The sequence below is a fragment of the Streptococcus suis YS56 genome, from assembly GCF_000440115.1.
Lineage (GTDB): Bacteria > Bacillota > Bacilli > Lactobacillales > Streptococcaceae > Streptococcus > Streptococcus suis_L.
This window is the reverse complement of sequence record NZ_ALMY01000029.1, coordinates 51,399-63,406: the sequence shown is the minus strand read 5'-3', so window position 1 is coordinate 63,406 and position 12,008 is coordinate 51,399. Positions and strand designations below refer to the sequence as shown.

Sequence of the window (12,008 nt, the reverse complement as noted above, 5' to 3'; positions counted from 1 at the left end):
CTTAACTATTTTGTATAGATATATATGTCTTCTCTATCTACACCAAAAACTCTCGGCAATTGTGGAACTCTAATTAAAATAACCGCTAGTAAACCCACCACCAAAACACTCTTAACTATTCTTTTCATTTTGTAACCCCTTTCTTTTCTACAGTATAACTGTTTCGTTACTTGTTGTCAATGTTTTTTAATATTTTTTTAATTTATTTTATTATTGTTATATTTTTGGTGTAAAAAAAGCCTGCTCCCTTGGAGCAAGCTCAATCTGCATCGGTTTCTTTGAGGTATTTTTCTATTTTCAGAGCAATACCATCAATACCTGCTAACTGATAAAGAAGGCGTGAGCGTTCATAGCGTTCTTTGACCAGTTTCTTATCCGCAAAGTCTTCTGTCACATTTCCTAAGTCACAATAAAAATCTGCCAAGAAATGAATAGGGTAGGTTGACTTGAATTCCTCAATGCAGGCTGTAACCAGCTCAATTCCCTTATCTAGCTGATTTGTTAACCATAGATAACGGATATAGTTGGACTGGATACTGAAGTAAGCATCTATATCTACCAATAAATCCAACTTATTTTTATCAATCTTTTCAATTACCTCATTATAGAATTGCTCTGCCTCAGCATTCTTCTCATCTCGAATCAATAGAATCAATAAACTATTGTATAGATAGAGATAGCCTCTCCTATTCTCCCCGACTCGTTCCAGTAGCTCCCTCAATTTCTGAATAGCGTATTCTCGCCTAGCTTCCAAATTCTCTGCTAAAACAGTCTCCACCCATTCCAAATAAACTTGGTCTGGAAAGGTCAGATGAGATAGGGTGCCCTTTTCCCTTTCATATAGAAAACCTAAGGTCTCATAATCTCTTTGGATAAGGCAGTTTTTGGCAAGTTTTCTAAAGTGTTTCAGGTCAGAGACAATTTCGCTTTCCTCTTCGTCAAAAAAATAGTCCATTCTGACTTGGAGTTTTTTAGCAAGGGCATGAAGCAAGTCTGCACCAGGCATATAGGTTCCCTTCTCGATGCGGCTAATCTGCCCTTGATCGCAGACCCCTTCTGCCAACTCCTTCTGTGACCAACCCAACTCTCTTCTTCTATTTTTTAATCTTGTTGCTAGTAAAACTCTCATATCAACCTCTCAGAATTCAATCTATACTTATTATATCAGCTTAAGTCCTAGCAGACAAATACCAAAAAACCTCTCATTAGAGAGGCATTCATACTAGTCAAAAATATTTCCCAATTCCACATCGACCTTATTGTCTTTGACATTGATGTCTGTCACAGCTAGCAGGGATTTGTAGTTAGCTACGTTGCGGTCACCTTTTTGGTTTTCTGCAAAGACAGCAACGCCTACCAATGTTGAGTCAAACTCAGATAAGAGGCTAATCATACCATTGATGGTACCACCATTTTTCAAGAAGTCATCGACGATCAAGACACGGCTTCCTGCCTTCAAACTACGCTTAGACAGGAACATCTTTTCAATACGGTCGCTAGATCCTGACACATAGTTGACAGAAACGGTTGAACCTTCTGTGATTTTCAAATCACGACGCACAATGACAAAGGGAACATTAAGGACATTGGCAACGGCATTGGCCAACGGAACACCCTTAGTCGCAACCGTCATGACCGCATCGATTTTTTCTTCTTTGAAGGCATTGGCAATAATGCGACCAACATTTTTCAAAATATGTGGGGTAGATAACAAATCAGACGAGTAGATATAGCCACCTGGCAAGATACGGTTGCTTTCAGCCATTTGGTCACGAAGGGATTGTGCGATCTCGATAGACTCTGCCTTAGAGATCGATGGAGTAAAAACAACTCCTCCACTGGCACCAGTAATGGTTTCAATATGCCCGATAGAGCTTTCCTCAAAAGCCTTTTTAATGATGGCAATATCCTCTGAGATAGATGACTTGGCAGATTCATACTTTTCCGCAAAGGTATTCAAACTAGTTAATTCATAAGGGTGGTTGATGAGGTAATTGGAAATGACAACCATACGCTCACTTCTTCTTAATTTCATATTGTTCTCCTTTTTGGCTTTTTCCTATTATAGCACATAAAAACACAAAAAGCGAACCTTTTTTTCTTGAAAAAGTTCGCTTTTTCGTATTTAGCTATAAACTTGTAGATACCACGTTGGAATCCAGCGAGTAAAGTCCGCATACCATTCTGAGATGGTGGCCGCCTGTTCCTGCATCAAGGGGATTTGTAGGGGATCTACGCGCTCTGCCCAAGAAAGAGCGCCTAGACTATTTACTGTTACATAAAGAGCCATGAGTCTCCAAAATTCCTCTGGAATAGCGCCTTCAAAGTAGGCATCCAACTGACCACGCGCAAAGGCTGGCGACAAATCAGCCGTGAAAATCGAACGGTTGAATTCTTCCCAGGGGTCTCCTATATCGTAGCGATCAAAGTCTAAGATTTTTAGTTTTCCATCTCTTCCCAGTAGAAAATTCCCTGTATGAAAATCACCATGATGGTAGGCAATCGGTCGTCCTTCAAGCAAGTGACGGTTGGCGTGGACAAAGTCTATCATGGCTTGACCATTTGGATAGGAATGGCTGGCTGCTTGATAGGCTTCTAGTTTGCTGTCAATCTTGTCCTGATAAAAGCTATTCCAGTCTCGCTGACCTTGATCAATCGGCAGTGCATGTAAGGTTCGTAAGAACTGCCCTGACTGGCAGCCCAAATCATATAAGACTGACTCAGACAGGCTGGAAACCACTTCATTCATGTCCTGACCCTCCACCCATTCATAGAGGGTGTAGACTGACAAGTCATCCGCCCAAAAACTTAGTGGCTCTGCCACAGGCAAACCTAGACCAAACAGGTTTTCAACTAACTGATACTCTAATCGCTTAGCCTCATAGGCTGGCCGCTCTGCTATTCTCAACAGACCAAAACGACCATCTTCTAGCTGGACCTTGTACTTTTGGTCCGTGGACCAGCCTTTAGTGAGGGGCTGTCGAGACACTATCCTAACTACCATCAGTCGATGTTGGGCTTATAGAAGGCACGGTTGTCCATGGCAAAGATACGATTGGTCATCTCGCCTGGGCCGACCTTGTCCAAGGTCGATAGCATCATCATCATTTCCGCATCGATATTGTCAATCATGTGGAGGATTTCCGCCTCCATAATCTGCGGACGGACAGGGCTACCATATTCCAAGAGGCCGTGGTGGCTGAGGATAACGTGACGCAGAACAGTCACTTCCTCAAGACTGTCATCGATGCCCAATTCCATCAAGACCTTGGTAATCTCTTCATCAATCAAGGAAATGTGCCCAATCAGATTGCCACGGACAGTGTAGCCTGTGTTATCAGGACCCGTCAGCTCAATCACCTTGGCTAGGTCGTGGAGCATAATCCCTGCAAAGAGCAGGCTCTTATTGAGCTGGGGATAGATGTCACCAATTTTATCAGCCAAACGAACCATGGTCGCCGTATGGAAGGACAAGCCTGAATAGAAGGCATGGTGATTGGTCTTGGCAGCTGGATAGGAATAAAACTCCTTGTCGTACTTGCTGTAAAGAGCACGGACAATCCGCTGCCAAGTGGCATTTTCAATACGGAAAATCATCTGACTCAGATAGTCCTTGGTGTCCTTAACATCCACAGGTGGCTTTTCCTTGAAATCAGCAGGGTCGTTTGGTTCGCCAGCTTTTGGCAAACGGAGAATCAATTGATTGACTTGCGGGGTATTGTTATAAACCTCACGGCGTCCCTGCACGTGAACAACTGTCCCAGCAGTAAAATCCTTGATTTTCCCTGGTTGGGCATCCCAGACCTTGCCTTCAATCTCACCCGTATCATCCTGGAAGGTCAGAGCAAGGTAGTCTTTGCCAGCTCGTGTTTGACGGACATCTGCATTCTTGATGAGATAGAATCCTTCGAAGAATTCATCTTTTTTCATTTGGTTAATTTTCATTGTCTTCCTCATCTAATGGGGACAGGCCAAGCAGTCCCTTGGTTTGGTCATCTTCGTACAGGTCAATGGTACGAAGACTACGCTCGATAGCGTTGGTGCGAGTTGTTAGGAGTTTGTCAATATTGCTGCTGGCTTGATTGAGTTGTTTCTGAGCCTTAAGCAAGAGGTCAGAAAACTTGCCAAATTCCAGCTTGACATTGCCCAAGACTTTGGAAATATCATCGGCCGACCGTTGAATGTTGAGGGTCTTAAAGCCGACGGAGAGGGAATTGAGCAAGGCAGACAGGGTGGTCGGTCCTGCTACTACGATATTTTCCTGACGGCGAAGCTCATCAAAGAAAATCGGATTGCGGACCACTTCTGAATACAGCCCTTCGGTCGGCAAGAACAAGACACCAAAGTTGGTGGTTTCAGGCGGATTGAGGTACTTGCTCTGAATGTCCTTGGCAAAGCGCTTGATAGCCGCCAAGAGATTTTTGCGATGGAGGTCAATCTGGTCCTTATCCCCACTTTCATAAGCATCTTCCAAGCGGTAGTAATCCGCCAGCGGAAACTTGGAGTCAATCGGCAGATAGATATAGTCTCCCTCGGTCCGTCCTGGTAGCTTGACCGCATACTCCACACGCTCACTAGAGCCTGAAACCGTGGCAAACTCTCGCTCATATTGGCTAGGTGTTAAAATATCCTCGATAATCTGTCCCAGCTGCAACTCACCCATGATGCCACGGGTTTTGGTACCAGACAGAACCTTGTTAAGACTGCCCACATCACGCGCCACCGTCTGCATTTCACCCAGACCACGATTGACCGATTCCAACTGCTTGGACACCGTTTCAAAGGAGGCTTGTAGGCGGGTTTGCAGGGTTTTCTCCAGCTTTTCCTCAACCGTCTGCCGCATTTCTTCCAGGCGTTTTTCATTTGACTCCTGAATGGCCTGCAAACGGCGGTCGGTAGCATCTCGCGTTTCCAGGTGGCTCTTACTCAGCTCTTGGCGAATGTCAGTTAGCTGTTGGTAAAGCTCCGTGCGGAGTCTTTCCACCTCCTGATGAATGGCCTGCTGCTGTTTGAGAGTTGCGTTTTCTAGTTGATAGCTGAGCTGGTCAGACAAGTTGTCTGCTGTATCTTCGGCTTGATCTTGCAAAAGCAGGGTCAAGCTCTGCCATTTTCCATAAAGAAAAACCAAGGCAAGCAAGACCAGTATCAGCAAAATAAGTAATACAATATCCATCTAATCCTTGTCCTTACTGTAGATCAGGACCACGTAGCCCTGATCCAGTTGAATGTCTATATCTCTATCTATAAATTCGTTAGAGGAATAGCATTTTTTGAAAAAATAATTGCTGGCATCCAGCGGGTACTTGGCATGACGAATGGTCAGGCGACTCTGGTCCGACGGCATAAAGGAAATGTACTTCATACCAGCAATCGGTGACAAACGGTGCTGACCTGCAGGTCGAAATCGGACGATGTTCTGACTGTCCACCAATTCGATCTGCTCCATAAAGGCAGCCAAGTCAGGCTCTGCAGCCAGAAAGAGATTGGCCATCATGTGGTCCATGCGGCCACCCAAAGCTCCATATATGCGAACCTGGGCCTGCGGATAGGCCTTGAAGATTTCCTTTAAAGCCAGCTCCAAATCTGTATCATCTTTTTCAACAGGAGCTCGCAGAAACCACTCTGCCATCTCCCTTATCTGCCCCAACTCCTCAGAGGTCACCGAGTCAAAATCACCGATAGCCCAGTCAAGAGGCAGGGAGTGGTCCAGAAGACGAAGAGAGCCTGCATCTACCCCCACATAGAGGTCGGCAGGCTCAGGAAGGCAGTCAAAGGAACCGCCTGCAATGACAGCAATCTTAATCATTGAGGGCTGCTCTCAGTTTGGCAACGTTGGCATCCAAGTCTCCTTTGAAGAGGTAGGAACCAGCCACAAAGACATTGGCACCCGCATTTTTGGCTGAATGAATGGTCTTGTCGTCAATCCCGCCGTCCACTTCGATGTCAAAGTTCAAGCCCTTGGCCTCACGCAATTTAACCAAATCCGCAATCTTCTCAGCCACTTCTGGAATATAGGCTTGTCCACCAAAACCTGGGTTGACTGTCATCAGAAGGACCTGATCCACCAAGTTCAGCACTGGCTCAATAGTCACAAGCGGTGTTCCCGGATTGATGACCACCCCAACCTTCATGCCAGCAGCACGGATTTTTTGCAAGGTTCCATGCAGATGAACGGTCGCCTCCGCATGAATGGTCAAGATATCTGCACCTGCACGGGCAAAGGTCTCAATATGGTTTTCAGGATTGGACACCATGAGGTGACAGTCAAAGACCAGCTTACTATGCGGACGCATGGCAGCTACCACATCCGCTCCAAAACTGATATTTGGCACAAAGTGACCGTCCATGACATCGATATGGACGTAGTCCACTCCCGCATCTTCCAGACGCTTGAGCTCACTTTCAAAATTCGCATAATCTGCCGCCAAAATGGACGGTGCAATCTTATAGTGTGACATAGGGCACCAACTTTCTATTTGAATTTTTTACTAACTTTGGTATAGGTTTCCCGCAGGTTCTGGATCTCGCTCAAGAACTGCAGGTAATTGTCAAAGCGACTTTGGGAAATGGCAGAGCTGGCAACAGCTTCCTTGACCGCACAATCCGGCTCATGGGTATGGGTACAGGTCCTAAATTTGCAGTCCTGGCTGGCTTCCGCAATTTCTGGGAAACAATCTGTCAGAGCCTCTGCCTCCTTGACTTCATAGTCTAGGGATGAAAAACCTGGCGTATCCGCAATTTTCCCACCGAAGACATTGTAGAAACTGACCGCACGAGTGGTATGGCGACCCCGCCCCAGACTATCTGAAATCGCCCCTGTTTCCAAGGCTAATTCTGGTGCAATCCGATTGAGAAGAGTCGACTTACCAACCCCTGTCTGCCCCATAAAGACCGTCACCTTATCCTGCAATAATGGTGTCAATTCCTCCAAACTATAGACAAATGGATAGCCAATTTTCTCATAGATAGTCTTGAAGGCATCCATCTCCGCCCAATCTTCCACCAAGTCCATCTTAGAGATATAGATAATGGGATCCATATCCTTCTGTTCAAGGAGAACTAGGAAACGATCCAGTAGATTGGCATTAAAATCAGGTTCCTTGGCCGACATGATAACCACCGCCTGATCGATATTGACGATAGGAGGGCGAACCAGACTATTTTTCCGCTCATGAATCTTTAATATATAGCCTTCTGAATTTTCCTCCGCAGAAAAGTCCACAAAATCACCCACATAGGGCGTTTGTCCCTTCTTACGAAAATTTCCTCTGGCTCTGGTTTGATAAATCTGTCCATCCGCCTCGACATAGTAAAAACCAGCCAAGGCCTTGATAATTCTTCCTTGCAATGAAGACTCCTTTGTGTGTACTTGTTCCTATTATACCAAATTTCCTAGGAAAAAAGGAGCAGGAAAGAACTCGAACCTTAATAAAAGAGTGTGTCACCCATTTCACGTTTCAAGTTGTTGAGCTGAAACAGTCTATTCCCAGACTGTTTCAGTCCCACCCCCGCACAGCTCAAACTGTCTGGGAGACAGTTTGAGGTTGGAGATAAGGCGAACTTTGTTCGCAACAGTCGTAATGGTTAGATTTGGAGTGTAAAACACGAACTGCTGAGATTTGCTTTGCAAATCTTATCTCCTACCTCCAACAATCAATCTGATTGTTGGAGCAATCAACCACTGCGCTGAGATGTTGACACTAACCTTATGAAGTAGGATGGTCTTTTACTCAGACTCTGAGATTTTACACTTTACTCTAGTCATTTCAATGTAAAAATAGTATAATAAAAAGCAAGCGGAGGTGGTGGAACGGCAGACACGCATGCTTCAGGCGCATGTGCCCATCGGGTGTGAGGGTTCAAATCCCTTCCTCCGCATGATATAGTCTTTTAGTTTACTTTTAGTACTAGGCAACGAGCCGCAGGCATAACTGGAGTTAGGCAAGGTGAGTTAACGACGTAATAAAAGATAAACTAAATGACGATAAATGAAGAACCCCAAGTCAGAATTACTAGCTTGGGGTGATACTTTATGCAAGTTATTTGGCTTCAAATCATTTAAGTAATGTTATCCAGTTTTGCTTTGAATGCAAGATACGGGCTACAAAAACCTGATAGCCCTCTATGAAATAAAAAACGAGATAATGTTCTATCGGCATATAGCGGTAGGACTTTCCATCGGCAGTTAGGTTGCCAAATCCTCTGCTAGATACCAAGGGACAGACTTCAGGGAATAGCTCTAACATTTCCAAAGCCGTCAATATCAAATCAATTTTGCTATCCGCTGCTTGTTGGCTGTAAAAATTGATCAGGATGTAATCATATATAGCCTGCAAATCCTGTTTGGCTCTATCAGAAATAACAAGCTCATATTTTTTCTTATCAGTCAAGGCCAAATTCCTCTCTGACAGCCACGAGAGAACTTGTCTTACCTGCTAGAATATCCTGATGCCCTAACAAGATTTCTTTCTTTAACTCTTCAAAAGCAATCTTGTTGCTATCCTCCCTATCGTCTTTTGTAACAAATTCTTGGGCATCAATAGTACCTGTCGCAATTTTTCTCAAGGTCGCATTCAGCACATCTGAAACTGTCATGCTTTCTCCTGCTAATAGCTCCTTTGTCTGCTGATAATAAAATGAATCTGCCCTAAAGTTTACCTGTTGTGTTGCTCCCATTATTCTCAACTCCTTTGTATAGACATTTTGTACATACAGTTTACCCCTTTTTCAGAAGTTGGTCAAGATATTCGCTAAATACCCCCAAGTCAAAGTTGATGGCTTGGGGTCATTTTTATATCTTCTCACTCAATTTCCCGTCACGCATTTCCAAGACTATGTCAAACATATCTAGGATAGCTGGGTCTGATTCATGCAAGATGGTGATGATGAGTTTGTCCTCCAACTGCAAGAGGTGGGTCAAGACCTGCTTGGTCAGGGCAGGGTCTAAATGGGCGGTCGGTTCATCCAAGAGTAAGATGTCCTTGCCACTCATCAGGGCACGGAGCAGACACAGGACATTTTTCTCGCCACCACTCAAGAGACTGGGGTCTGTTGTTGTACGCAAGGTGTCCTGTAAACTCGTTGGCAAGCTCCTTAACAAGCCAAGCATGACATCTCTTCCCTTCTCATAGGTTCCAAAAACAGACACATTGTTTTCAAAATCGGTATGGTAAAGATGCTCAAACTGGCTGAGATAGAAGGCGGTAGCCGCTTCCATTTCATGCAAAACATCATGTTCCAGATAGGAAACACTTCCCTTGTCCAGAGCTAGTTCTCCTGCCAACACTCGTAGAAAAGTGGATTTTCCGCTGGCTGACGGACCAATGATGGCATACTTTTTCCCCTTGTCAAACCGATAGGAAAAATCGGTGACCGCTAATTCTCCCACATGATAAGCTACATCTTTCACTTCCAAGGCTGTCATATTGGGATAGCTTGGCACTTGCTCAGGCAAGACCGGACCAGCAAGATAGTCTTCTAGGTTGGCAACCGTTTCCTTGGTCGAATGGATATAATTGACATCCAAGAGGATGTATTTCATAGGATAGATGAAATTTTCAACATAGCTAAAAGTCGCAATGGCAGCACCGATGGTCAACTCTTTTTGCAGCAAGAGGTAGCCGACCAAGCCAAAAGCTGTTAATTGCACCAAAAACATGGAAAATCCATTGACAACATTGGCCAGGGTTTTGAATTGCCCAAAGCGAAAACGGGCTTGCTCACTTTCTTCTACTGACCGATGGTGGACATGGCTGATGGAGCCGAAAGTTTCGGTATTAACACGGTTCTTAGCAGAAAAGAGGTCAGTCACCACCTGAAAATAACTTTCCAAACTCTGTAAAAATGCCCGCTGCCGCTGAGAAAGAGGACCAGAAATCCACTTGGGAATGAAAACCGCCAAGGCAGACGACAGAATAATCCCAACCGCAACCAGGGGATGAACAAAGAGAAAGAGGGATGCCGCATAGATGAGCATGCTCAAGCTAGAACGGATAATGTCCATGAGAGGACTCAGATAACTCTCCTCAATGGTTTCCAAATCGTTATCAAAAATGGACAAATAGGCAGAAACATTCTTCTCTGAAAATTTGGATAAAGGCTGTGATAACAAGCGGTTTGCCAGGCCTTTTTTAGCATTGACATAGAAGCCCTGAGACACCTTCCACTCATAAACCTGAGAAATGTACTGAAAGACTGAATTGGTAATGATGGTCAAAGCGTAGGCCAACAAGAGCCAGACAAGCCCTGTCCAGCCCATCTGAAAAATATGGTCAAAAAGATACTTATTTAACTCGGGCAATACGACATTGGTCAAACTATATAAGATATGGAAAACCAACTGAATGGCAATAACAAACCGCAATTGATAGATGATTTTTTTCATAACTCCTCCTAGATAGGAACAATCTGACAAGAATTAATTGCTCTCCCCAATCCGTACCACCCCATCATAACGAGAAAGGACATCATCGGACACACGGTGGGAAATATGAATAAGCGTCTTATCAGCTAGTGAGATGAGGTAATCTTCAATCACTGCATAGGTTTCCTGATCCAAGGCAGACAGACTTTCATCCAGCAACAAGATGTCCTTATCTTGCAACAAGGCACGAATCAAGAGCAGGCGTTGCTTTTGACCGCCAGACAGTCCGCTATCATCACTAATTTCCTCGCTCAAAGAAGCATAACTTGGGAAACGACTGTCAAGGTTCATGGTCTTAATGAGGGACATCATCCTATCTTCTGAAACCTCCTGTCCCATGGTCAAGTTGTAGAGAACCGTATCATGGAAAAGGGCTCCCTCTTGTGGCAGATAGGCAATCTTGTCTTGAATAGCTTGGTAGGACAAGTCTGAAAGAGAGGTTTTATCAAAGTAAATATCCCCTGCCTGCAGCTGGCTATTCTTGGTCAAAATAAGAGCCAAGGAAGATTTGCCAGAACCACTTTCCCCAAGAATTAAATACTTCTTGCCACGTTCAAACCTCACGGTCAGGTCTTCAAATACCTGCTTCGCTCCGATAGCATAACTAGCCTTGACCAGTTGCATGCTCTGGAAAGCTGAAGTTAGTTCCTGCCCCTTCGTTTCTTGCCCCAAAGTAGATAACTCAAACTCTTGCTTCAATTCCTTAACGGCATGCCTATCCAAAAAAGCTGCCGCAATGCTGTTAATGGGATCCACCAACTGCTCTGAAATGGTCAGAATAGCTGTCAAGCCACCGATGGTCAAGGCCCCAGAAAAGACCTGAAAACCACCGATAAAGATAATCGAAAGAGTGGTCAGATAAAAGACGAAACCGACTAAGAGCCGCATGGTTACTGTCGTTCGAGTGGCTTGATTGACCTTATCGTTGACTGCTTGATAGCGATCGCTCAGCCCATCTAAAACCTGCTGTCTTTGGCGGCTATTTTTCACTTGCAAATAACCTAGAAAGACATCTGAAACCCTTGTATTATAGACCTGCTGACTGTCCGAAATCGCCTCCTGATTGAGCCTTCTCCGCTTTTTAAACAAATAGGGAATCACAACTGGCAAGAATGAAATCAGAATCAAGAAAATAGCAGTCAGACCATCCAAGCTAAGAAGGGCCAAACTGGCAATGCCAAAGGTACAAACACCTTGAAAAATAGTAAAGAAGGCATCGTAATAATCTTCTTTCACCGTCTCCAAATCATTATTGAGCTGGGAAATATAGGCCCCTGCCCCCTGCTCAACGAACTCTCTAAAAGGCAAATCAAAAATTTTTCCAATAAAGGTCGCCTGCAATTGGAAACCTACTTGATTGAGATAGGTGACGTTGGCAATCTGGCGAATGTATTCAAAGACCAACATGACAAGGACAGTTATGCCCATCAGCACAAAATAAGACACAAAGGCCTGTCTATCTCCAGCCGCAATAGCATCAATAATATAGCGATATTGGTACAGAAAACCAACATTGAGCAGGGATACTGCAAAAATACAAGATAAGGTTAGCCAAAAATTCCTCTTTTTCATTTCTCCTCCACCG

At 44.4% G+C, this 12,008-nt stretch carries 12 protein-coding genes and 1 tRNA gene; 1 reads left to right on the top strand and 12 read right to left on the bottom strand.

Translation table 11 applies throughout. The features are described 5' to 3' along the window. Positions 1 to 259 precede the first annotated feature (259 nt). The 8 genes from SST62_RS0104430 to rsgA all read right to left on the bottom strand — a co-directional run bounded on the left by SST62_RS0104430 (position 260) and on the right by rsgA (position 7,348). A complete protein-coding gene (locus SST62_RS0104430; RefSeq protein ID WP_029186449.1) occupies positions 260 to 1,129 on the bottom strand; it encodes a helix-turn-helix domain-containing protein in 870 nt (289 codons plus the stop codon). 93 nt (positions 1,130 to 1,222) lie between these two features. Continuing rightward, positions 1,223 to 2,035: a pur operon repressor gene (gene purR, locus SST62_RS0104425; protein ID WP_029186448.1), complete on the bottom strand. Its 813-nt coding sequence runs from the start codon at positions 2,033 to 2,035 to the stop codon at positions 1,223 to 1,225. A 90-nt stretch (positions 2,036 to 2,125) separates the two neighbouring features. Next, on the bottom strand, positions 2,126 to 2,989 hold the full coding sequence (locus SST62_RS0104420; protein WP_228376839.1) for an aminoglycoside phosphotransferase family protein: 864 nt from the start codon (positions 2,987 to 2,989) through the stop codon (positions 2,126 to 2,128). 14 nt (positions 2,990 to 3,003) lie between these two features. Then, complete coding sequence (locus SST62_RS0104415) at positions 3,004 to 3,945, bottom strand: 3'-5' exoribonuclease YhaM family protein (RefSeq protein ID WP_029186446.1); 942 nt, start codon at positions 3,943 to 3,945, stop codon at positions 3,004 to 3,006. After that, complete coding sequence (locus SST62_RS0104410; RefSeq protein WP_029186445.1) at positions 3,935 to 5,173, bottom strand: DNA recombination protein RmuC; 1,239 nt, start codon at positions 5,171 to 5,173, stop codon at positions 3,935 to 3,937. Before SST62_RS0104410 ends, SST62_RS0104415 begins: the two co-directional genes overlap by 11 nt. Then, complete coding sequence (locus SST62_RS0104405; RefSeq protein WP_029186444.1) at positions 5,174 to 5,806, bottom strand: thiamine diphosphokinase; 633 nt, start codon at positions 5,804 to 5,806, stop codon at positions 5,174 to 5,176. It lies immediately after the preceding gene. Next, positions 5,799 to 6,458, bottom strand: a complete 660-nt coding sequence (rpe, locus tag SST62_RS0104400; RefSeq protein WP_029186443.1) for a ribulose-phosphate 3-epimerase — start codon at positions 6,456 to 6,458, stop codon at positions 5,799 to 5,801. Before rpe ends, SST62_RS0104405 begins: the two co-directional genes overlap by 8 nt. A 14-nt stretch (positions 6,459 to 6,472) precedes the next feature. Next, the gene (gene rsgA / locus SST62_RS0104395; RefSeq protein ID WP_029186442.1) at positions 6,473 to 7,348 is read right to left on the bottom strand and encodes a ribosome small subunit-dependent GTPase A; all 876 of its coding nucleotides are present in this window, start codon (positions 7,346 to 7,348) and stop codon (positions 6,473 to 6,475) included. Positions 7,349 to 7,796: 448 nt separating this feature from the next. On the opposite strand from rsgA, the gene SST62_RS0104390 reads away from it, so the two are divergent. Then, positions 7,797 to 7,878 (top strand) — tRNA-Leu (locus SST62_RS0104390). Between the two features lie 176 nt (positions 7,879 to 8,054). Here SST62_RS0104390 and SST62_RS0104385 read toward each other — a convergent pair. The 4 genes from SST62_RS0104385 to SST62_RS0104370 form a co-directional block, all read right to left on the bottom strand. Then, the gene (locus SST62_RS0104385) at positions 8,055 to 8,390 is read right to left on the bottom strand and encodes a type II toxin-antitoxin system RelE/ParE family toxin (protein ID WP_024375774.1); all 336 of its coding nucleotides are present in this window, start codon (positions 8,388 to 8,390) and stop codon (positions 8,055 to 8,057) included. Next, the gene (locus SST62_RS0104380; RefSeq protein ID WP_029186441.1) at positions 8,383 to 8,676 is read right to left on the bottom strand and encodes an antitoxin; all 294 of its coding nucleotides are present in this window, start codon (positions 8,674 to 8,676) and stop codon (positions 8,383 to 8,385) included. Before SST62_RS0104380 ends, SST62_RS0104385 begins: the two co-directional genes overlap by 8 nt. A gap of 115 nt (positions 8,677 to 8,791) precedes the next feature. Next, positions 8,792 to 10,384 carry an ATP-binding cassette domain-containing protein gene (locus SST62_RS0104375; RefSeq protein ID WP_029186440.1) on the bottom strand — a complete coding sequence of 531 codons (1,593 nt, stop codon included), beginning with the start codon at positions 10,382 to 10,384 and terminating at the stop codon, positions 8,792 to 8,794. Positions 10,385 to 10,417: 33 nt separating this feature from the next. Next, the gene (locus SST62_RS0104370) at positions 10,418 to 11,995 is read right to left on the bottom strand and encodes an ATP-binding cassette domain-containing protein (RefSeq protein WP_029186439.1); all 1,578 of its coding nucleotides are present in this window, start codon (positions 11,993 to 11,995) and stop codon (positions 10,418 to 10,420) included. Positions 11,996 to 12,008: the final 13 nt, after the last annotated feature.